The following is a 21,996-nucleotide window of genomic DNA, read 5'->3' as shown; positions in this document are numbered from 1 at the left end:
TATGTATAATGCCAAATTATTGGATTGTTGTTTCTCGACCAAGAACACACCACCTCTCTTAACTATTTCGTGTATCTGAAATAGTTTACCACAGTCGGCAAGTAAAAACACTTCGGTGCTTAGGAACATAACCCCCCCTCAAACAGATTGAGGGGGGGCATTGAACGATTATCTCAAATTCATTTTGAATTCCAAGAAGAGTTCATTGTAAACGCCTAATAATTCTAAACCTAAGTTTTTATACACTTCCAAATGGCTCCGTGTCTCTTCATCAGGGTAGAAGCGTTCATCTTCCACCACTTCAGGATCCATCAAGTCAAGTGCCGTTAGATTTGGCGTTGAATAACCGACATAATCAGCATTTTGAGCTGCTACTTCTGGGTCAAGCATAAAATTAAGGAAGGCATAGGCACCTTCGATATTTTTAACCGTCCGTGGAATGACAAAATTGTCAAACCATAAATTGGACCCTTCTTCAGGTACGATATAGTCGATATCTTCATTCTCAGACATCATGTCAGCTGCCTGACCGGACCAAGTTAGCGCTATGGCCGCCTCGTTATTGACCATTAACTGAGTTACTTCATCGCCGATTACTGCTTTGACATTGGGAGTTAATGCCTTCAACTTATCTGTTGCTTCGCGTAATTCATCAAGATCTGTTGAGTTCAAAGAATATCCCAATGAATTTAAACTCATCCCTACTGTCTCTCTTGCGCTATCTACAAGGATAACCCTTTGCTTTAGGGAAGGGTCCCAGAGATCGTCCCAACTTTCAAATGTTTGGCCTTCTAACAAAGTGGGATTATAGGCGATCCCCACCGTTCCCCAAAAATAAGGGACGGAGTATTTATTCCCCGGGTCGAATGACAAATCTAAAAAATAGGGGTCGATATGCTTGATGTTTGGAATTTTACTGAAATCAAGTGGCAACAAAAGGTTCTTTTCTTTCATCATTTCTATCATATATTCTGAAGGAGCTGTAATATCATATGATGTACCGCCTTGCTCGATCTTTCCCATCATTCCTTCATTCGAATCGAATGTTTCATAAATGACCTTGATGCCTGTTTCTTGTTCAAATTGCTTTATCAGATCAGGATCGATATATTCGCCCCAGTTGTAAACTGTGATTGTATTTTTTCCGGCTGAACCTCCTTCATTCAATTTGGCATTGATGAAAATTAGGATACCGGAAACGATAAGGATTAATATTGCTGCTTGATAGATTGATTTCATTTTTTCACCCCCGCAAGAGGCGCTTTCATTTTCCGAGTTAGTGCGTAATATCCAAGTACAAGGCCAACTGTTACTACGAAGATAATTCCGGATAGGGCATTGATAGTAAGACTAATCCCTGTTCTCGCCATTGAATAGATTTCAACGGATAAAGTAGAGAATCCATTTCCAGTTACAAAGAATGTAACTGCAAAATCATCAAGAGAATAGGTTAGTGCAAGGAAAAACCCGGCGAATATACCTGGCTTTATGAAAGGGAGGATGACCCTTGTCATAATGTCTTTATGCGTTGCACCTAAATCGCGTGCAGCATCTATCAAAGTAGGATTCATCTCCGATAATTTCGGCAATACCATAATAACAACAATCGGAATACTGAATGCAATATGTGATATCAACACCGATGCGAAGCCTAATTTAACCCCAATCATTGTGAAAAGGATGAGGAATGATGCTCCGATAATAACATCTGGGCTTACCATCAGAATATTATTCAGTGAAAGCACTGCATTTCTCATTTTTTTATTTCTCATGAAGTAAATAGCCAACGCTCCGATAACACCGATAGCTGTTGAAACAAGTGCGGATAATAGGGCGATAATGACTGTATTTAATACAATGATAATCAGCCGTTTATCTTCAAAAACTGCGGCATAATGCTCCCAAGTAAATGATTCGAAATTCGACATTCCGCCTCCAGAATTAAAAGAGTAGAATATCAAATAAAAAATAGGCGCATACAGGATAATGAAAATAACAGTTAGATACAGTTTTGGAAGCTTACCTATTCTTTCCATTGCCTGTAACCCCCTTTTCTTTACCAGTAGTGAACATCATTATAATGAACATGAAGAGAATTAGGAATACCGCAATCGTTGAACCCATTCCCCAGTTTTGCGTCACTAAAAACTGTTGTTCAATTGCTGTTCCTAGTGTAATCACTTTGTTACCTGCAATCAGTCTTGTGATCATGAAGAGCGATAGGGCAGGGATGAAAACCACTTGAATACCCGATTTCACGCCGTTTATCGTCAACGGCCAGATCACACGTTTAAACGTCGTCCAACTATTAGCACCTAAATCACGTGACGCGTCTATCAATGCAGGGTTCAACTTGTCGAGCGCGTTGAAAATCGGCAAAATCATGAACGGAATGAAAATATAGACGGAAACGAAAACGAAACTGAAATCGGTGAACAGAATCTGTTGTTTGCCAATACCTATTACATCAAGCAACGCATTGATTGGTCCGTATAATCCCATTAATCCAATGAACGCATACGTTTTTAGCAATAGATTAATCCACGAAGGAATAATGATTAATAAAAGCCATAGCTGCTTATGCTTAGTCTTTGTTATGAAATAAGCTGTTGGATAGGCGATTAACAATGAAAACAATGTAATTAAAAATGCATACCAAAATGAACTTATTGTTAGCTTAAGATAAACAGATGTAAAAAAGTCTTTATAATTGGATAAAGTGAAGTTGCCTGTTAAATCGAAAAATGAATAGTAGACGATCAATGCAATCGGTGCAAGGACAAACAATACTATCCAAGCTGTATAAGGAACCGTGTAAATTGACCGTAGGCGATTATTCTTCATCGGCAAGCGCTCCATAGGATTCAAGTCTTGCATCGTATTCTTCTTCTGACTCATTCAACCTCATGACATGAATGTCTTCAGGATTGAAATCGAGACCGATTACTGCACCAACTTCCGCCTTCTTTGTTGAATGGACGAGCCATTCGTTTCCGTCCTTGTCATAAGTGGACAGTTCATAATGTACTCCACGGAATAATTGTGTATCTACTGTTACATTCATTTTACCTTTATCGACGGTTGTAATCTCCAAATCCTCTGGCCGGATGACGATATCGACTTTTTCATTCGGTTGAAGACCCGCATCAGCACAATCAAATCTCTTGCTTGTAAATTCAACGATATAATCCTCAATCATTCGACCTGAAACTATATTGGATTCACCAATGAAATCTGCGACAAAACGGTTAATCGGTTCGTCGTAAATATCAAGAGGTGTACCGGATTGTTGAATAACACCGTCGTTCATGACGAAGATTTCATCCGACATGGCAAGTGCTTCTTCTTGGTCATGAGTGACGAAGACGAATGTTTTACCTAAACGCTGCTGTAATTCGCGTAATTCATACTGCATTTCCGAACGTAACTTTAAGTCAAGGGCGGATAAAGGTTCGTCTAAGAGAATGATTTCGGGATCATTGACAATCGCTCTTGCAATTGCAACACGTTGGCGTTGGCCACCTGACATCTCCGTAATTTCCCGATTCTCATAGCCCGCAAGATTGACGAATTTCAATGCTTCCTTGACTTTAAGATCGATTTCATCCTTCTTCACTTTTTTTATACGCAAGCCGAATGCGATATTTTCATACACATTCAGATGGGGGAAGAGGGCATAGTCTTGGAATACCGTATTCACTTGACGTTCATTTGCAGGGACGTTATTGATGTTTTTTCCATTGAAGTAAATCGTCCCATCAGTTGGCTCGATAAATCCCGCGATTAATCGAAGAATTGTCGTCTTACCACATCCTGAAGGTCCTAATAAAGTATAAAACTTACCGCGTTCCATCTCGAAAGAGACATTATCCAATACGGTTGTGTCATCACTGTATTTCTTTGTTACGTTCTCAAAACGGATAATAGGCTGGTTTGCCATTTTAAAAATTTCCCCCTTTATAAATATGATTCTGTTGCCACAAGTAGCAACTCGGTCGGACCTTCATTTGCATTCGATACACGATGATGGTCGGATGCTTCATAATAAGCTGAATCACCCTTCGAGGCCGTGTATGTACGTTTGCCAAGTTCAATTTCAACTTTACCGGATAAAACATAAATGAAAGTTTCCGCAAGCGATGGATCGAACTGTTTAAATTCGCCGTGTTTTGAAAATGAAATATGGACAGGTTCCATTTCATTTTCATTCGAACGGGGAACTAACCAACGGATACTATATTTTAGTTCGTCATTCACATAGGTGGTTTGATCTTCAGGTGAGTAAACTACTTTCATGTTTTTCTTAGGTTCATCGAAAAATTCTTTTGGCGTAGTTCCTAACACCTCCAATAAAGAAAAGAGAGTTTCGATTGATGGAGAAGTAAGTTCGCGTTCCAATTGAGATATATAGCCTTTTGTAAGGTCAGTTCTTTCGCCTAACTCTTCTTGGGTCAATCCTTTTTTCAATCGAAGACTTTTGATTTTACTCCCGATCTGCATGGTGTATCATCTTCCCTTCATATCGGAGTTTAGTATTACTGTACTTTAAGTTTACTATAAACCTTTTTAATTATACAAAATACTGGTTGAAAATCAAGATGTTAATTAAATTTAATACAAATTTTGATGGGCACGCATAGAATAGGCAGTGAAGATCTTTTTAAACGGAGGGAAAAACCTATGAAAATACGCGAACAGATGCCCGAATTGAGAGGAGCAACAACTTGGTTAAATGGGAGGGTGGATAGGTATGATCTGATAGGTGAGAGGCCTACCCTTATTCATTTTTGGTCTGCAAGCTGCCGTCAATGCAAAGTAGCAATACGGGATGTAAATTATATCCGTGACCGCTACAAGGGTAAATTGAATATTGTCGCTGTGCATATGCCTCGATCCGCAGATGACAATGATTTGGATACGATTAAAGCGCTTGTTAGATTACATGATATTACACAACCGGTTTTTGTCGATAATGATTTACTATTGTCAGATGCATTCGATAACCAATTCGTTCCGGCGTATTATGTCTTCGATAAGCATGGTCAATTGCGTCATTTCCAAGCAGGTGGAAGCGGAAGTATGCATATGCTTGAAAATCGTGTAAGTCGTGTATTGGATGAAACGAGAATGCAATAGATAAACGGGATGGCCTATAGGATAGGTCGTCTTTTTTATTTGTCAGGAAAGTATGATACACTAGTTTCATCCATCAAGCGGATTGGAGCGTCGGTATATGAAAAAGGAATTTGTTGTCATTGGATTAGGGAGATTTGGCGGTAGCATTGTTAAGGAATTAGTGGAACTTGGCGCGGATGTTATGGCGATTGATGTGTCCCATGAACGGGTGGAAGAGTTTGCTCAAATTGCGACTACTGCAGTTTCAGCAGATACGACCGACGAATCTGCGTTACGTGCACTCGGGATCCGGAATTTCGAACATGTTGTCGTCGCGATCGGGGAGAATATACAAGCAAGTATTTTAACGACATTGATATTAAAAGAAATCGGTATAAAGAAAGTTACCGTCAAAGCGCAAAATGATTATCATGAAAAAGTATTAAGTAAAATCGGGGCCGATCAGGTTGTGCATCCAGAGCGCGATATGGCGAAAAGGCTTGCAAATAATATGGTTTCGAATAACATCCTTGACTACCTTGAATTGTCGGATGAGTATTCGATTGTTGAAATCAGGGCAAATGAAAAAATTGCAGGTTTTACACTGATCGATTTAGATATCCGTGCGAAATTCGGGGTCAATATTGTCGCGATTAAACGCCAATCACAAATATTAGTTTCACCACAAGCTATTGAGGAGATTGAACTGAATGATATTTTGATTGTCATTGGTTCTGATATCGATATCCATAGATTCGAGAGAAAGTCTCTTCATTAAATTTGAAAGATAAAAAAATCCTCATGTCATTTAATGACAGAGGATTTTTTGTTTTATACTTCCATGACGACAGGAAGGACCATTGGTCTCCGCTTTGTCTGGTCGTATAAATAAGGGGATAGGATATCGATTATGTCACTCTTTAAAGCTCCTGCTTCGGCCGAGGAATTGGCAAGCTTTTTATTCAATTCCTTAGACAACAATTGCTGGGCTTCGCTAATCATTGTACCTGACTCTCTCATATAGACAAAACCACGAGAAATAATGTCCGGTCCTGAAACAACTTTGTTACGTTTCTTATCAACTGTTGCAACAACGATCACCAAACCGTCTTCGGAAAGGATTTTACGATCGCGTAATACAACACTTCCAATATCACCAATTCCACTTCCGTCGATGTACACATCTCCTGATGGAATTTTGCCAGCGACTCTTGCAGTATTCTCAGTTAACGCCAAGACATCACCGTTACTCATGATGAATGTGTTTTCTGGTTCAACATCACAGTCAATGGCAAGCTCTTTATGCATCTTTAACATGCGGTATTCTCCATGGATAGGCATAAAGAATTTAGGTTTAATCAAACGAAGCATCAGTTTCTGTTCTTCTTGGGATCCGTGACCAGATGTATGGATGTTGTTTAGAGCACCATAAATAACTTCGGCTCCTGCACGGAACAACGCATTAATTGTTTTGTTAACACTAAGAGTGTTTCCGGGAATTGGAGACGACGAAAAGATTACAGTGTCGCCAGGTTGTATTTGTACTTGGCGATGAGTCCCATTCGCAATCCTCGACAAAGCTGCCATAGGCTCACCTTGGCTTCCTGTACAAAGAATCATTACTTCATTGGCGGGAAGTCTGTTTAGTGATTGAGTATCAACGAATAATTCCTTAGGGGCATTAATATATCCCAGTTCACGACCAATTGTAATTGCATTATCCATGCTACGGCCGAATACAGCTATTTTTCTACCATAATGCTCAGCAGCTTCGATAACCTGTTGTAGACGATGTATATTGGAAGCGAAAGTAGCGAAAATGATCCTTCCATCCACTTTCCGGAAAATTTCGTTAAGACTGTCACCGACTTTTCGTTCCGACATTGTAAAGTTCGGCACTTCGGCATTCGTACTGTCCGATAAAAGACAAAGGACACCGTCGCTACCGACTTTTGCCATTTTTGCAAGATTAGCAGGCTCTCCGACCGGAGTGAAATCAAATTTGAAATCTCCCGTGTGTACGACATTTCCGGAAGGTGTTTTAACGACTACTCCGAAAGCATCGGGAATACTATGGGTTGTTCGGAAAAAAGAAACAGATGTCTTTCTGAATTTGATGACGTCTTCTTCTTTGATTTCAATCATTTTTGTTGTTCGAAGGAGGCCGTGTTCCTCGAGTTTATTGCGAAGAAGGCCAAGTGCTAATTTCCCACCATAGACTGGAATATTAATTTTTCTTAGTAAATATGGAATACCGCCAATATGATCTTCGTGGCCATGCGTGATAAATAGCCCTTTGATTTTATCGATATTCCTTTCCAAATACGTATAGTCAGGAATTACATAGTCAATTCCAAGCAAATCGTCCTCTGGAAATTTAATGCCTGCGTCAATTAGGATGATTTCATCCTGAAATTGTACGCAGTACGTATTTTTGCCGATTTCACCAAGTCCGCCTAAAGCGAAAACGGCAGTTTCATTGTTTTTTATTAATTTCATGATGCTTAGACCTGCTCTAACTCAAAATGAGGGGATGCTTGCTCATATTCGAGATGTTCGCCTTCAAGTAGCTGAATCAATTCAATATTGTACTTACGATCCTTCAGTTTTTCGCGGACAGTTCTTTCTGAATCGGATTCGATGTACAAATGTTTTGTGTTTTCGCGAATAGGTACTTGTGTTACATTTTCTTGGTAATAGACTTTGTAAATCATGGTAAGCTCTCCTTTTTTACGTTCGTTTGAAATCTTTCTCTTCATCTTAGCATGTCAGTTGTCTAAAATAAAGAAAAGCCCACCAATTGCATTGGCGGGCGTGAAATTATGCAATAGTCTTTTTGCCGAGTATGCCATTGAGCCGTTTCAACAGTTTGCGTTTTAGGCGCTTGTACATGGGCATATCACTCCTTAAAGACATTATACATCTATTCGAACTTTCTGTCAAGTTGAATTAAGGTTTAATGATGAAAATAGGTAATGTTGATTTGCGCTGCAGGCGGACGGTTTCCGCTTCAATCAACGGAAATACTTCCCATTAATGAAAGGATGAAAATAATGAGTGAATATAAATTTAAAGGTTACGGTTGGTCAGAATTGGCTGAGTGTTGGGGATTAGAGATAAAGGAACAACCGTTTACTGCAAGTACGTCAGATGGAGAAATGGTGAATTTGGGAACTATTCCTGAGAAGATTGAGAAAGTGTACCAAATTAATGGTACAACTATGAAAGTATCGTTAACTGACGTGGAAGAGGTGCAAGCAGAGAAAATTAAACAATTCATCTGGTCAAATCTTGGTAACGGTGGGTTCAAACACCCCCAAATACGTACAGATATTCTAGACTTTTTAAAAGCACTAATCATTGAGTCAAAAGAATTGGATTATAATACACCTGTTTACGAAGGATTGTTAAAAATCGACGATGATCACACTTTAGCTACTTGGATTACTTTTAATTTAGAAATGTTATGGACATAAAACGCATAGTATAGGGAAAAATCGAGTTTTTAACACTAAGTGGTGATAAACATCGCCTTAGTGGTGATAAGCATGCTTTAAGTGGTGATAAACCCCACATAAGTGGTGATAAGCATGCTTTGAGTGGTGATAAACATTTTCCTGATTAGAAATTTGCTGTTATTTTGCGCTGCAAGTGGACGATTTCGTTTCAAACAAGGGAAATAGTTTTAGAAGGAATATGGAAAGAAAAAATGCTCAGAGACTTCTAAGCATTTTTTGATGGGGTATTCTATTAATTTTAAACTTTAATTATGGTGAAAGAATATCTGTTTATTGAAGCGGAAGGCGGCGAAATGCAAAGATATGCTCTCAACGCTTCGCTATTGTTCGCAAAAGCCGTTCTTTGTTACGGCTTTTCCTGGGGGATAAGCGGGACAGGTGAGACCCCGCAGTGGAGCGAAGCGACCGAGGAGGCTCACCGCCCGCCCCCCGGAAAGCGTCCGCCAGCAGCGTAAATCAACGGTTTACTTTTTATTTATCTTCCATTAATCCCTTTCAAAAGGAACTGCGCCTGGGATTTCTTTGAAAGGTTCATTAGGATCGATATGATCGTAAAACATGACACCGTTCAAATGGTCCAATTCATGTTGAAATGCAATAGCCGGAAGGCCCTTTAATCTTAACTTGAATTCCTTGCCGTCAACATCGAATGCTTTAATCGTAATTCTCGAATAGCGAGGTACAAAACCTTCAACATCGCGGTCTACTGATAAACAGCCTTCTCCGGACGATAAATAAGTTCTTTCAACTGAATGGCTAATTATTTTCGGGTTGATGGCGACAAAGCTTAGCGGCTCTTTATCTTCATCATCATCTTCAATATGCAAGGCGAATACTCGTTTTGAAACATTAACCTGTGGTGCAGCGAGTCCTATGCCTGGTCGCAGGTCGTATCGTTCGCATACTTCAAAGTCTTGACTATTTATAATATATTGAAGTAACTCTTCACAAAGTTTTTTGTCTTCATCAATTAAAGGGAAAGTCACTTCTTTTGCGACTTTTCTTAGTACGGGATGACCCTCGCGCACAATATCATTCATCAAAATCATTGGATGCTCTTCTTCCTTTCATTTACCATGCTTTCCTCTATTATATGCTAATAGGAAAAATGGTTAAAGTAATTTGTGCATCCTTGAAAAGGATGAACGATAGCGATATAGTGAAACAAAGATTGGAGGAAAACGTATGAAGAAAAATCTGTTAGGATTTTTGGTGATCGGTGTAATGATACTATCAGGTTGCAGCATAGGTGTGTCAACCGAGAAACAATTATCCGACACGCTATCTAAAATGAATGATTCTGAGTCGGAATATCGAAATACGCAAAGTGAAATGACAGAGATGGAATTGACGGAACAAAAGATATTTGAAGAAACAATGGAGTTAACGAAGGAAGATGTTGATAAGTTACGGTCCAATGTGACAGAGTTGGAGAAACTTATTGAAGAGAGGTTAGGTCAATTAGGCAAAGAAAAAGAATCCATGAAGGAAGCGGAAGGATTCATCAAAGAACTCGATACGATTCTGGAAAAAGCTTCAGAATCGGAGAAAAGTCAGGTCGAAAAGTTGAAAGTCTCTGTTCAAAAACGATATGAACTACATCGGTCATTTGTGGATGAATATAGAAAGTTAGCTTCTCTTCAAAAAGAATTTTACAGTGTTTTATCCAAAGAAGATGTTAAATTGGAAGAATTAAAGCAAAGAGTGGAAGAAATCAACGAACAAAATGCGGTTGTTAAAACTGCTATTGCCGATTTCAATGAAGCAACAAAAGAAGTCAATTCGATAAAGGACGATGTGTTTTCAAGTTTAGAAAAGGATAAATAAAGGAAATGGGTAAAGTGGTGGCGATTTGCTCCACTTTTTCTTTTTCTTAAAATGCATAACTATTATAATACAGGTGAAATATTGTAGTAGTACAGACTGTTATTCTGGTATAATTAAGATAGTGATTACGCATTGAAATAACGATGATTTCAACGATTGACCAATTTGCTCCACTTAAGTATACTAAATGGTGAAGACTATTGTATCACTTTAAGTAATAGAAAAAATAATACAGTTATAAAGGAGAGTTGCCGCTATGGCTGCAAAAAAAGACAAGCAGTTCAATCCGGTGGAAACGCTTCATTCTATTGAAGAACAGTTTGAGATGTTCCAGATTTTGAATGAAGAAGGCGAAATCGTCAATAAGGACGCTGAGCCGAAATTGTCCAACGAAGAACTTACGGAATTAATGACGAGAATGGTCTATACAAGAATTTTAGATCAACGCTCTATCTCTTTGAACCGTCAAGGTCGACTTGGATTCTATGCTCCGACAGCAGGTCAGGAAGCTTCGCAGTTAGCATCACACTTTGCATTGGAAAAAGAAGACTTCATCTTGCCGGGCTACCGTGATGTACCGCAACTTTTATTCCATGGCCTTCCATTACATATGGCGTTTTTATGGTCCCGTGGACATTATCAAGGAAGTGTCATTCCTGAAGGATTGAATATTTTCGTTCCGCAAATCATTATTGGGGCACAATATATCCAAGCCGCAGGAGTTGCACTTGGTTTCCAAAAACGTGGTGTGAAAGCGGTTGCTATGACTTATACAGGTGATGGTGGAACTTCACAAGGTGATTTCTACGAAGGTATCAACTTTGCAGGAGCATTCCGTGTACCAGCAATTTTTGTAGTTCAAAACAACCAATATGCAATCTCAACTCCTCGTGAATTGCAGACAGCTGCGAAAACACTTGCACAAAAAGGTGTTGCAGCAGGTATTCCAAGCATTCTTGTTGACGGGATGGACGCACTTGCAGTGTATGTTGCGACTCATGATGCAAGAGAACGTGCGATTAACGGTGAAGGTCCTACGTTGATCGAAACGATGTGTTACAGATATGGTCCACATACAATGGCGGGCGATGATCCGACGAGATACCGTACGTCCGACACGGATAACGAATGGGAGAAGCGCGATCCGTTGATCCGTTTCCGTAAATACCTTGAAGCAAAAGGCATTTGGTCGGAAGAAAAGGAAAACGAAGTGATCGAGCGCGCTAAAGAAGAAATCAAAGAAGCTATTAAATTGGCTGACGGTGCACCTAAACAGAAAGTAAGCGATTTTATCAAAATTATGTATAAAGGCGATCTGCCATATAACTTACAAGAACAACTTGATATCTACACAGAGAAGGAGTCGAAGTAACCGATGGCACAAATGACGATGATTCAAGCGATTACCGATGCAATGCGCACGGAGCTTAAAAATGATGAAAACGTCCTCGTCTTCGGTGAAGACGTTGGGGTAAATGGCGGTGTATTCCGCGCAACAGAGGGGCTACAAAAAGAATTTGGCGAGGATCGAGTATTCGATACACCACTTGCCGAGTCTGGTATCGGCGGACTTGCAATTGGTTTATCGTTAACTGGATTCCGTCCGGTAATGGAAATCCAATTCTTCGGTTTCATTTTTGAAGTGATCGACTCTGTAAGCGGTCAGCTAGCACGTCAATCCTTCCGTAGTGGTGGACATTTCAATGCTCCAGTTACAATCCGTTCTCCATTCGGCGGGGGTGTTGCAACACCGGAAATGCATGCTGATAGCTTAGAAGGACTTGTCGCATCACAACCGGGGATAAAAGTAGTTATTCCTTCAACTCCTTATGATGCAAAAGGGCTTCTTATTTCTGCTATTAAGGATGATAATCCGGTTGTTTTCCTTGAGCATATGAAACTTTACCGTTCATTCAGACAAGAAGTTCCTGAGGGAGAATATACAATTCCACTTGGTAAGGCTGATGTGAAACGTGAAGGTAGCGATCTTTCAATCATTACTTATGGTGCGATGGTGCATGAAAGCTTGAAAGCAGCTGAAGTATTGGAGAAAGAAGGATACTCAGTAGAAGTAGTTGACTTGCGGACAATCCAACCATTGGATATCGAAACAATCATTGCATCCGTTGAGAAAACGAACCGAGCAATCGTTGTCCAAGAAGCACAAAAACAAGCAGGTATAGCAGCTAATGTCGTATCCGAAATTACAGAACGAGCAATCTTGAGCTTGGAGGCTCCAGTCTTAAGGGTGGCAGCTCCAGATACAATCTATCCATTTGCACAAGGTGAAAATGCTTGGCTGCCGGATGCAAACGACATTATTGAAACAGCTAAGAAAGTGTTGACATTCTAATTTGAGGTTTAACAGTGACAATATGAAAGGGTGAATCTTGTGGCATATGAATTCCGTTTACCGGATATCGGAGAAGGAATCCACGAAGGTGAAGTTGTAAAGTGGTTTGTTGCTAAAGGCGATAAAATCAATGAAGACGACACGCTTCTTGAAATCCAAAATGATAAAGCAGTAGTAGAGATACCATCTCCTGTTACCGGCACAGTTGAAGAAATCCTTGTTGAAGAAGGTAAAGTTGCAATTGTTGGAGACGTTTTAATCCGTCTTGATGCTCCAGGATTCGAAAGTCCTCATGTTGAAGAAGAGGGCAAAGAGGAGACTGAAGCACAGGTTCAGTCGACTGCTGAAGCAGGACAAAAAATCGAAAAGGCTGAAGTAAAGCAACAGCAGCCTGAAAAAGTGCAAGCTGAAGAATCACCATCACTACGTGTTATCGCGATGCCATCTGTCCGAAAATATGCTCGTGAGCAGGGAGTAGATATTCGTCAGGTGCAAGGGTCAGGTAAAAACGGGCGTGTTGTGAAAGAGGATATTGAGACGTTCTTAAGCGGCGGACAACAGGAAGTTGCACAACCGACTCAAGAAGCTCAAACTACAGACGCTGTTGTATCTGAAGAAAAAGTTGCTATCCCTGCGGCACCAGTCGTGCTTGAGGGTGATTTCCCAGAAACTCGTGAGAAAATGTCAGGAATCCGTAAGGCAATTGCAAAAGCAATGGTCAATTCCAAGCATACTGCACCACACGTGACATTATTGGATGAAATCGATGTAACCGAGCTTGTCGCTCATCGTAAGAAATTCAAGGCGATTGCTGCGGAAAAAGATATTAAGTTAACATATCTTCCTTACGTTGTAAAAGCTCTTGTATCGACCTTACGTGAGTTCCCGCAGTTGAATACATCACTTGATGATGCAAAAGAAGAAATTATTCAAAAGCATTATTACAACATTGGAATTGCGGCTGATACAGATCGCGGTCTTTTAGTTCCGGTAATTAAACATGCAGATCGTAAATCAGTATTTGCAATTTCTGAAGAGATTAGCACGTTGGGAGAAAAGGCTCGTGACGGTAAATTAAGCCCCGCAGAAATGAAAGGTGCTTCTTGTTCAATCACGAATATCGGCTCTGCAGGTGGACAATGGTTCACACCGATTATCAACCATCCTGAGGTTGCAATTCTTGGAATTGGAAGAATTTCAGAAAAACCAATTGTAAAAAATGGTGAAATTATAGCTGCACCTATGTTAGCATTATCTTTGGTATTCGATCATCGAGTGATTGATGGTGTTACAGGACAGCAAGCTCTGAACCATATTAAAAAATTACTCGGCAATCCAGAACTATTATTAATGGAGGCGTAAGCAAATGGTAGTAGGAGACTTTCCAATCGAAGTGGATACACTTGTTGTAGGATCTGGCCCAGGAGGATACGTTGCGGCAATCCGAGCAGCGCAGTTGGGACAAAAAGTGACAATCGTTGAAAGAGAAAATCTTGGAGGCGTATGTCTGAACGTTGGATGCATCCCTTCCAAAGCACTTATTTCTGTAGGTCACCGTTACGCATCTGCTAAGAATTCCGATGATATGGGAATTACGGCAACAGATGTAAAGCTTGACTTCTCAAAAGCTCAAGCTTTCAAAAATAGTGTAGTCAACAAATTGACTGGCGGCGTTGAAGGATTGTTAAAAGGTAATAAAGTGGATATCGTCACGGGGGAAGCATACTTCGTTGACGCTAATACTGCAAAAGTAATGGACGAGAAATCTTCGCAAACGTATAAGTTTAAAAATGCGATCATCGCTACTGGTTCACGTCCTGTTGAAATTCCATCATTCAAATACTCGAAACGTGTTATCAATTCTACAGGGGCGCTAAACTTAGAAGAGGTGCCTGGACATCTTGTAGTTATCGGTGGCGGTTACATAGGAACTGAACTTGGTTCCGCTTATGCCAACCTTGGATCGAAAGTTACAATTATCGAAGGTGGAGATGATATCCTTGCTGGCTTCGAAAAACAAATGACTCAAATCGTTAAAAAAGGCTTGAAGAATAAAGGCGTCGAAGTGGTTGTGAAAGCATCTGCAAAAGGCGTTGAAGAGTCCGATACTGGAGTTGTCGTTACTTACGAAGCAAAAGGCGAAGAGCAAAAAGTTGAAGCTGACTATGTTCTCGTTACAGTTGGACGTCGTCCGAACACAGATGAAATCGGTCTTGAAGAAATGGGCGTTAAATTCCTTGAGCGTGGTTTGATCGATGTAGATAAGCAATGCCGTACAAGTATCTCGAACATCTATGCAATCGGTGATATCGTATCGGGTCCACAGCTTGCACACAAAGCTTCTTATGAAGCGAAAGTAGCAGCTGAAGCGATTTCAGGCGAGAAATCCGAGGTAGATTATTTGGCTATTCCGGCTGTCTGCTTCACTGATCCTGAGCTTGCAACAGTAGGATTAAATGAAAAACAAGCGAAAGACGAAGGGTATGAAGTTGTAGCTGGCAAATTCCCATTTGCTGCAAATGGACGTGCGCTTGCACTGAATGCAACTGACGGTTTCGTTAAACTTGTTTCACGTAAAGAAGACGGATTACTATTAGGTGCGCAAATCGTAGGAGAAAATGCATCCGATATGATAGCGGAACTTGGACTTGCAATTGAAGCAGGTATGACACTTGAAGATATCGCAATGACAATCCATGCGCATCCAACATTGGGTGAAATCTCAATGGAAGCAGCGGAAGTTGCTTTAGGTAAACCTATTCATATGATTACAAAATAATATTTCATGTTTAATAGAGAACGCGTCCAAGGCATGAATTGCCGCCGGACGCGTTTTATTCGTTTGAAGCGATATCCAAAATCATGTTAGGATTGAATTATTCAATAAAAGGAGATGTTTCTATGAAAAAGAGAATACTATACATACCATTACTGTCCATGCTGCTTTTGGCTTCTTGCAATGAAAAAACGAATCCTGAAACTTCTCTACATGAAGAAAATCCAGCAAATGCAGAAATAGAAACAGAAGAGGTTTTGGAAAAGGATATTGAAAATGAATCCGAAACGGAAATAGCAGAGGAAGAAGAGGAGAAATCTATTCGAGCACCACAATACGTGATGAATCCAAATACGTATTCAATCGAACCATTCGGTGAAGCGGACCCAAAAGTTGTACTTCTTACAATAGACGACGCTCCAGATAAACGGGCTCTTGATATGGCCAAGACATTGAAGGAATTGGGTGTTCCTGCAATTTTCTTCGTCAACGGTCACTTCATCGCTACTGACGAAAAAAAGACGATTCTGAAAGAAATCCATGATATGGGTTTTATAATCGGTAATCATACAAAAACGCATGCGAATCTAAAAAAAATATCGGAAGATGAACAACGTGAGGAAATCATTTCCGTGAATGATATCGTTGAAGAGGTGACTGGTGAGCGTCCAAAGTTTTTCCGTGCTCCATTTGGTGTGAATACCGATTTTAGCCGTGCTTTGGCGAAAGAAGAAGGTATGCTGTTGATGAATTGGTCATATGGATACGATTATGAAAAAGAGTATATGACGAAAGAAAAAATTGCGGATATTATGGTGAATACTGAACTCTTGAGAAATGGCTCAAATCTATTAATGCATGATAGGGAATGGACAGCTGATGCGTTAGAGGAGATAGTAAACGGATTGCGAGAGAAAGGTTATAATTTTGTCGATCCGAATTTGATAAAAGGAATAGAAGAGAATGAATAAGTGAATGGGGGAATGAATCATGCAGTGGAAAACGAGAGTTACTGAACTGTTGGGAATTGAATACCCGATTATTCAAGGAGGTTTGGCTTATCTTGCGTATTCGGACCTTGCTGCAGCGGTTTCCAAAGCCGGTGGACTTGGACAAATTACAGCGATGAGTCTTGAATCTCCAGATGCGTTAAGAGAGGAAATAAAAAAAGTTAAGTCGTTGACGAATAAGCCTTTTGGCGTGAACTTTGCAATTGGTCAACATGGAAGGCCGTATGAACATCTATTGGATGTAGCAATCGAAGAAAATGTTAAGGTGGTCTCTGTTACTGGGGGAAATCCAGCTCCATTCTTTGAGTACTTAAAAGGGATCGATATAAAAAAACTTGTCTTAGTTGCCTCCAAGAGACAAGCGATAAAAGCGGAATCCCTCGGAGCGGATGCTGTAATGGTTGTCGGCCAAGAAGGTGGCGGCCATTTAGGGCGTGACGATATCGGTACGTTTGTCTTAGTCCCTCAAGTTGTTGACGCTGTTAAAATCCCTGTAATCGCTTCAGGTGGCATTGGGGACGGACGTGGATGGATGGCTGCTCATACCTTAGGCGCGGAAGGCATTGAGATGGGAACGCGTTTTATCGCGACAAAAGAATGTGTTCATGCCTCCTCTGCGTATAAAGATGCATTACTTCAAGCTGAGGAAACAGGTACAGTTGTCATTAAACGTACAATTGGCGCACCTGCACGCGCCCTCACTGGTACATGGACTGAAAAAATCTTACGTATGGAAGCCGACAATGCGGATTATGATAAGTTGAAGGATTATATTAGCGGAGAGGCAAATTGCCGATTTATCCATCATGGGGACGAGCAGCAAGGTTTCGGTTGGGCTGGACAAGTTGCTGGAATGATTGAGGATGTACCTTCAGTTGCTGAATTGATCGGACGAATGGTAGATCAAGCCGAAAAAATACGTGGAAAATGGGCTTGAAGAAAGGTGCGGAAGAATATTGGATTATAATTACCCACTGAGTCATCATTGGACGACTGAAGAAATAATTGATGTTGTAAATTTCTTTCAGGCTGTCGAAAAGGCTTATGAAAAAGAAATAAAGAGAGAGAATTTCATGAATGCTTATAGGGCTTTCAAAAAGGTCGTTCCTTCAATGGCAGAAGAAAAAACGATTTTCAAAGAATTTGAAGACGTCAGCGGGTTTAATAGCTATAAAATCGTGAAGTCCGCTAAAGAAGGCGATGACGGTGAATTAATCAAGGCATAACGGGCGGGTACGAAAAAAGTTTTTCTGAAAAAACGACTTATACAATTGAGAAAAGGGATGCATACTACATGCATCCCTTCCTTTTATCCGATGATGACATCATATAAAGGATAAAGATCATTGATTGTTTTTTCCACAAGTACCAAAAATTCTGTTTCAGAAAGGGTGGTTGCTACGTCTGTAGACAAATGCTTACCGATTACAAGCTCAGCTTTTTTTACGGTTTTTAACCTTTCCAATAAACTTTCGATCCCTTCAATCCCTATTTCATGTATGTATTCCGCCTCAGGTTTCATATGGTCACCCGATATAACGAAGTCTTCAGGTAAAGATAAAAGCACGTTACTGTTTTTACTAAGCCTTTCAGCAATTCCTTTTTTATCCGGATTTTCATAAATTACGGCCAAAATGATAAATAAATGGGTTCCCCATAATCCCACTTGAAAATGCGGTAAAGCTTTATATCCTCGTTTTGCAGGAGCGAACGCCACCCAGCTATCTTTCGGCGGATTAACCGTCCTTCTTGCGTGTTTTGCAATATGTGGATAAAATTCGCCTGTTCCATGAGAAGATAAAAAAGTTGCAATATGTTCACCAATTACTCCAAACTTCGGTTGAATTCTATTTTGAAGCGCACTCATTCTGTTATCTAATCCATCTATTGAAAATACATTAAAATCTTCTTTTGTCCAAAATCCTTGTGTCAATTTTAACTCCTCCATTTCATTCTCCACGTTTATCGTAACAGAAAACGGGGAACAATCTTATACAAGAAGGCTTATAACTAACAAAAGCAAAATGGCCAGCATAAGTTAGAAGTAAGTAAATGCATCGTAAGTAAATGATAAAAAAAGGGGTGTTACGAAATGAAACAAGTCGTCCATATTATCCGTAAAGCTGAAATTGAAAAGGAGTACGTGAAACTACTGCATCTTGAATTGGATTATGAATTAGCTACATTGTTCGATGCCATGCAAGAGAAGGATAGCAAACAGGCTGAGAAAAGCAAGGTAAGACTCACTGAAATCCATTGTGAGCTGGAGACTTTCAATGCTTTTGCGTAATAGAAATCCATCGAACCGAATTAGGCGCCTTCACTGAAAACCCTTTAGGGTACATAACAGTGTGGGGCGCCTTTTTGTCTGCGGATTATGTTATTATTGAATAATAAGACTGTAGATGGGGTGTATAGATGAACTGGGGAGCAATTGACCGGTATGCAAAATCCCTTATTAAAGAAGCGGGCCATAAAATAAGGGTGTCCTTTTACAAAACAATTGATGTTGAGTCTAAAGCTGAAGCGAATGATTTAGTCACGAATATTGACCGTGACATCGAACAATTTTTCATTCGCAAGATTAGAGAGAAATTTCCTGATCACCGTATTTTTGGGGAAGAGGGTTTTGGTGATGAGATCAAGTCACTTGAAGGTGTGATTTGGATGCTTGATCCGATAGATGGTACTATGAATTTCATCCACCAAAAAAGGAACTTCGCTATTTCACTTGGCATTTATCTTGAAGGCGTTGGAATACTTGGTTATATATATGATGTGATGAATGATGACTTTTACCATGCCGTAAAAGGCGAAGGGGCATATTTTAACGATGAACGTCTCCCTATGCTTGAAAATACGCCGATCGAAGAAGCGGTCATTGGTGTAAATGCCAGCTGGGTTGCACCTAATCGAAGAATTGAACATATGCCGATTGTTGAAATGGTACATAGATGCCGTGGAACCAGATCTTATGGGTCCGCAGCCATTGAACTTGCTTATGTGTCATCAGGGCGTATCGATGCCTATATGTCTCTGCGTTTATCGCCTTGGGATATTGCCGGAGGAATGGTCATCGCCCAGGAGGTTGGGGCGATAGCGACAAATATGAAAGGTGAAAACCCGCATTTATTAGGGCAGGATACTTTTATCGTTGCAAAATCCGGATTACATGAGGAGATTTTGAAAAACTATATAGTACTCAAATAAAAAAAGGACTGCTTAAAATAACCTGCAGTCCCTTTTCACGATTATAATAAACCTTGTTCCCGCATCTTCTTCTTCGTTTTGAAACCATTACCCATGACGAAAATAAGTGCGAGAATAGCAATTAGAGCAGCGGGGATACTACGCATGCCTACGGCTATACCAATACCACACATGGCAGCAATTGCAGCAAAAGAATAAATGACGAAAACCCATTTAATATTCTTCAAAATGATACATCTCCCGAAATAAAATGTTTTTTAATACCATCCCTATGTGCTATAATAACACAGTTATACATCTGATAAAAGATAACGGAGTGAAAACATGACAAAAAAACGTAATGATTTACGGAATATAGCAATTATCGCCCACGTTGACCACGGAAAAACGACACTCGTCGATTCGTTGTTAAAGCAATCCGGTATATTCCGGTCAAATGAACATGTAGAAGACCGTGCAATGGACTCAAATGATCTTGAACGTGAACGTGGAATTACAATTCTTGCTAAAAATACGGGAATTGAGTATAAAGACACGAAAATTAACATTCTTGATACACCAGGACATGCTGATTTTGGTGGGGAAGTGGAACGGATCTTGAAAATGGTAGACGGTGTCGTACTTGTTGTCGACTCCTTCGAAGGATGTATGCCGCAAACCCGTTTCGTGTTGAAAAAAGCATTGGAAACGAATTTAAAACCGATTGTTGTTGTAAACAAAATTGACAGAGATTTTGCGCGTCCTGAAGAAGTAGTCGACGAAGTACTCGAATTATTCATTGAGTTGGATGCGAATGATGAACAACTTGAGTTCCCTGTAGTCTATGCTTCCGGTTTTAATGGAACAGCAAGTCTGTCACCAAACCCAGCAGATCAGGAAGAAACGTTGGAAGTATTGTTCGATGCAATTGTTGAACATATTCCTGCTCCTGTCGATAATCGTGAAGAGCCGTTACAATTCCAAGTTTCATTACTTGATTACAATGACTATGTTGGTCGAATTGGAATTGGGCGTGTTTTCCGTGGAACTATGAAAGTGGGTCAACAAGTATCAGTTCTAAAACGTGATGGTTCAACCAAAAATTATCGCGTTACGAAAATGTATGGTTTCCTAGGGTTAAAGCGAATTGAGATTGAAGAGGCTTATGCGGGAGACTTGATCGCTGTATCAGGAATGGAAAATATAGACGTTGGTGAAACGGTTTGTCCTATCGATCACCAGGAAGCATTGCCTGAACTTCACATCGATGAACCAACGCTTCAAATGACTTTCCTTGTCAATAATAGTCCGTTTGCCGGGAAAGAAGGTAAATGGGTAACAGCAAGGAAAATCGAGGAAAGATTAGAACAGCAATTACAAACGGATGTCTCTCTGCGTGTAGATCCTACAGATTCACCGGATGCTTGGGTTGTTTCGGGACGTGGGGAACTTCATCTTTCTATTCTGATTGAAAATATGCGTCGAGAAGGGTTCGAACTTCAAGTATCGAAGCCTGAAGTTATCATTCGTACAATTGATGGAGTGCGTTCTGAACCTGTTGAACGTGTACAAATTGACATCCCTGAAGAATATACCGGCGCTATTATCGAATCCATCGGAGAGCGCAAAGGTGAAATGCTGGATATGATTAACAACGGTAATGGACAGGTTCGCCTAATTTTCCTAGTTCCAGCTAGGGGATTGATTGGGTATTCTACTGACTTCCTTACACTAACAAGAGGGTACGGAATTATTAATCATACATTCGATTCTTATAAGCCGGTTGCGCACGGTCGTGTTGGTGGCCGTCGCCATGGTGTGCTTGTATCTATGGAGACAGGAACTGTCACAGGATATGGTATAATGCAATTGGAAGATCGTGGAGTCATGTTTGTAGATGCGGGTACTGAAATTTACGCCGGGATGGTTGTCGGTGAAAATAGCCGTGACAATGACTTGACGATTAATCTAACAAAGATCAAGCATGCTACAAACGTGCGATCTGCTACAAAAGATCAAACTGTTACAACTAAGAAACCACGGATTATGTCACTTGAGGAAGCGTTACAATATGTTGGAGATGATGAGTATTGTGAAGTTACACCTCAATCAATCCGCTTACGTAAAAAGATCCTTGATAAAAACGAACGTGAACGTGTGCAAAAGAAGAAAAAACTCGGTGAGTAAGGCTATATCGAGTTGATGGAA

Annotated in this window: 24 protein-coding genes; 14 read left to right on the top strand and 10 right to left on the bottom strand. The window is 40.2% G+C overall.

Translation table 11 applies throughout. From position 1 onward, the window contains the following. Window positions 1-168: 168 nt before the first annotated feature. The 5 genes from ACFPZG_RS10540 to ACFPZG_RS10520 are packed head-to-tail and all read right to left on the bottom strand — an operon-like array spanning window position 169 to window position 4,500. Window positions 169-1,239: an ABC transporter substrate-binding protein gene (locus ACFPZG_RS10540; protein WP_283731603.1), complete on the bottom strand. Its 1,071-nt coding sequence runs from the start codon at window positions 1,237-1,239 to the stop codon at window positions 169-171. Further along, the gene (locus tag ACFPZG_RS10535) at window positions 1,236-2,036 is read right to left on the bottom strand and encodes an ABC transporter permease (protein WP_283731604.1); all 801 of its coding nucleotides are present in this window, start codon (window positions 2,034-2,036) and stop codon (window positions 1,236-1,238) included. The genes ACFPZG_RS10540 and ACFPZG_RS10535 overlap by 4 nt, the downstream gene beginning before the upstream one ends. Beyond that, on the bottom strand, window positions 2,020-2,844 hold the full coding sequence (locus ACFPZG_RS10530; protein WP_283734616.1) for an ABC transporter permease: 825 nt from the start codon (window positions 2,842-2,844) through the stop codon (window positions 2,020-2,022). The genes ACFPZG_RS10535 and ACFPZG_RS10530 overlap by 17 nt, the downstream gene beginning before the upstream one ends. Beyond that, the gene (locus tag ACFPZG_RS10525) at window positions 2,834-3,940 is read right to left on the bottom strand and encodes an ABC transporter ATP-binding protein (protein WP_317940167.1); all 1,107 of its coding nucleotides are present in this window, start codon (window positions 3,938-3,940) and stop codon (window positions 2,834-2,836) included. Before ACFPZG_RS10525 ends, ACFPZG_RS10530 begins: the two co-directional genes overlap by 11 nt. 17 nt (window positions 3,941-3,957) lie before the next feature. Beyond that, on the bottom strand, window positions 3,958-4,500 hold the full coding sequence (locus ACFPZG_RS10520; RefSeq protein ID WP_317940166.1) for a helix-turn-helix domain-containing protein: 543 nt from the start codon (window positions 4,498-4,500) through the stop codon (window positions 3,958-3,960). A gap of 180 nt (window positions 4,501-4,680) precedes the next feature. On the opposite strand from ACFPZG_RS10520, the gene ACFPZG_RS10515 reads away from it, so the two are divergent. Both ACFPZG_RS10515 and ACFPZG_RS10510 read left to right on the top strand, forming a co-directional pair. Continuing rightward, window positions 4,681-5,136 carry a redoxin domain-containing protein gene (locus ACFPZG_RS10515; protein ID WP_283731606.1) on the top strand — a complete coding sequence of 152 codons (456 nt, stop codon included), beginning with the start codon at window positions 4,681-4,683 and terminating at the stop codon, window positions 5,134-5,136. A gap of 97 nt (window positions 5,137-5,233) precedes the next feature. After that, the gene (locus ACFPZG_RS10510; protein ID WP_283731607.1) at window positions 5,234-5,893 is read left to right on the top strand and encodes a potassium channel family protein; all 660 of its coding nucleotides are present in this window, start codon (window positions 5,234-5,236) and stop codon (window positions 5,891-5,893) included. Between the two features lie 53 nt (window positions 5,894-5,946). Here the strand turns inward: ACFPZG_RS10510 and rnjA are convergent, their stop codons facing one another. Continuing rightward, complete coding sequence (gene rnjA / locus ACFPZG_RS10505) at window positions 5,947-7,614, bottom strand: ribonuclease J1 (protein ID WP_317940165.1); 1,668 nt, start codon at window positions 7,612-7,614, stop codon at window positions 5,947-5,949. 5 nt (window positions 7,615-7,619) lie between these two features. Beyond that, window positions 7,620-7,829: a DNA-dependent RNA polymerase subunit epsilon gene (locus ACFPZG_RS10500; RefSeq protein WP_283731608.1), complete on the bottom strand. Its 210-nt coding sequence runs from the start codon at window positions 7,827-7,829 to the stop codon at window positions 7,620-7,622. A gap of 339 nt (window positions 7,830-8,168) precedes the next feature. Here ACFPZG_RS10500 and ACFPZG_RS10495 point away from each other — a divergent pair, with 339 nt between their 5' ends. Next, on the top strand, window positions 8,169-8,591 hold the full coding sequence (locus ACFPZG_RS10495) for a hypothetical protein (RefSeq protein ID WP_283731609.1): 423 nt from the start codon (window positions 8,169-8,171) through the stop codon (window positions 8,589-8,591). A gap of 527 nt (window positions 8,592-9,118) precedes the next feature. On the opposite strand, the gene def is transcribed toward ACFPZG_RS10495, so the two are convergent. Further along, a complete protein-coding gene (gene def / locus ACFPZG_RS10490; RefSeq protein ID WP_283731610.1) occupies window positions 9,119-9,682 on the bottom strand; it encodes a peptide deformylase in 564 nt (187 codons plus the stop codon). Window positions 9,683-9,818: 136 nt separating this feature from the next. Between def and ACFPZG_RS10485 the strand changes: the two genes are divergently transcribed. The 8 genes from ACFPZG_RS10485 to ACFPZG_RS10450 all read left to right on the top strand — a co-directional run bounded on the left by ACFPZG_RS10485 (window position 9,819) and on the right by ACFPZG_RS10450 (window position 17,825). Further along, window positions 9,819-10,460, top strand: a complete 642-nt coding sequence (locus tag ACFPZG_RS10485; protein ID WP_283731611.1) for a YkyA family protein — start codon at window positions 9,819-9,821, stop codon at window positions 10,458-10,460. A 256-nt stretch (window positions 10,461-10,716) separates the two neighbouring features. Continuing rightward, window positions 10,717-11,832, top strand: coding sequence for a pyruvate dehydrogenase (acetyl-transferring) E1 component subunit alpha (gene pdhA / locus ACFPZG_RS10480; protein WP_317940164.1), 1,116 nt, complete (start codon window positions 10,717-10,719; stop codon window positions 11,830-11,832). Between the two features lie 3 nt (window positions 11,833-11,835). Next, the gene (locus tag ACFPZG_RS10475) at window positions 11,836-12,813 is read left to right on the top strand and encodes an alpha-ketoacid dehydrogenase subunit beta (protein ID WP_317940163.1); all 978 of its coding nucleotides are present in this window, start codon (window positions 11,836-11,838) and stop codon (window positions 12,811-12,813) included. A gap of 39 nt (window positions 12,814-12,852) precedes the next feature. After that, window positions 12,853-14,175, top strand: coding sequence for a dihydrolipoamide acetyltransferase family protein (locus ACFPZG_RS10470; RefSeq protein WP_317940162.1), 1,323 nt, complete (start codon window positions 12,853-12,855; stop codon window positions 14,173-14,175). Window positions 14,176-14,179: 4 nt separating this feature from the next. Then, a complete protein-coding gene (lpdA, locus tag ACFPZG_RS10465) occupies window positions 14,180-15,592 on the top strand; it encodes a dihydrolipoyl dehydrogenase (RefSeq protein WP_317940161.1) in 1,413 nt (470 codons plus the stop codon). Window positions 15,593-15,714: 122 nt separating this feature from the next. Beyond that, window positions 15,715-16,560, top strand: coding sequence for a polysaccharide deacetylase family protein (locus tag ACFPZG_RS10460; RefSeq protein ID WP_317940160.1), 846 nt, complete (start codon window positions 15,715-15,717; stop codon window positions 16,558-16,560). A gap of 19 nt (window positions 16,561-16,579) precedes the next feature. Further along, window positions 16,580-17,536, top strand: a complete 957-nt coding sequence (locus ACFPZG_RS10455; RefSeq protein WP_283731614.1) for an NAD(P)H-dependent flavin oxidoreductase — start codon at window positions 16,580-16,582, stop codon at window positions 17,534-17,536. Window positions 17,537-17,555: 19 nt separating this feature from the next. Then, window positions 17,556-17,825 carry a UPF0223 family protein gene (locus tag ACFPZG_RS10450; RefSeq protein ID WP_283731615.1) on the top strand — a complete coding sequence of 90 codons (270 nt, stop codon included), beginning with the start codon at window positions 17,556-17,558 and terminating at the stop codon, window positions 17,823-17,825. A gap of 83 nt (window positions 17,826-17,908) precedes the next feature. Here the strand turns inward: ACFPZG_RS10450 and ACFPZG_RS10445 are convergent, their stop codons facing one another. Then, entirely contained in the window at window positions 17,909-18,547 is a 639-nt protein-coding gene (locus ACFPZG_RS10445; protein WP_283731616.1) for a YktB family protein, read from the bottom strand. Between the two features lie 144 nt (window positions 18,548-18,691). On the opposite strand from ACFPZG_RS10445, the gene ACFPZG_RS10440 reads away from it, so the two are divergent. Both ACFPZG_RS10440 and ACFPZG_RS10435 read left to right on the top strand, forming a co-directional pair. After that, window positions 18,692-18,889: a hypothetical protein gene (locus tag ACFPZG_RS10440; protein ID WP_283731617.1), complete on the top strand. Its 198-nt coding sequence runs from the start codon at window positions 18,692-18,694 to the stop codon at window positions 18,887-18,889. A 128-nt stretch (window positions 18,890-19,017) separates the two neighbouring features. Next, window positions 19,018-19,809 (top strand): inositol monophosphatase family protein, encoded by a 792-nt coding sequence (locus ACFPZG_RS10435; RefSeq protein ID WP_283731618.1) that lies wholly within the window; start codon window positions 19,018-19,020, stop codon window positions 19,807-19,809. Between the two features lie 41 nt (window positions 19,810-19,850). Here the strand turns inward: ACFPZG_RS10435 and ACFPZG_RS10430 are convergent, their stop codons facing one another. After that, window positions 19,851-20,036: a YlaF family protein gene (locus ACFPZG_RS10430; RefSeq protein WP_283731619.1), complete on the bottom strand. Its 186-nt coding sequence runs from the start codon at window positions 20,034-20,036 to the stop codon at window positions 19,851-19,853. Window positions 20,037-20,133: 97 nt separating this feature from the next. Between ACFPZG_RS10430 and typA the strand changes: the two genes are divergently transcribed. Beyond that, window positions 20,134-21,975 carry a translational GTPase TypA gene (gene typA / locus ACFPZG_RS10425; protein ID WP_317940159.1) on the top strand — a complete coding sequence of 614 codons (1,842 nt, stop codon included), beginning with the start codon at window positions 20,134-20,136 and terminating at the stop codon, window positions 21,973-21,975. The last annotated feature ends 21 nt before the right edge of the window (window positions 21,976-21,996 follow it).

The organism is Sporosarcina thermotolerans (genome assembly GCF_042658975.1).
Taxonomy (GTDB): domain Bacteria; phylum Bacillota; class Bacilli; order Bacillales_A; family Planococcaceae; genus Sporosarcina; species Sporosarcina thermotolerans.
This window is presented reverse-complemented; position numbering and strand designations above follow the sequence as displayed.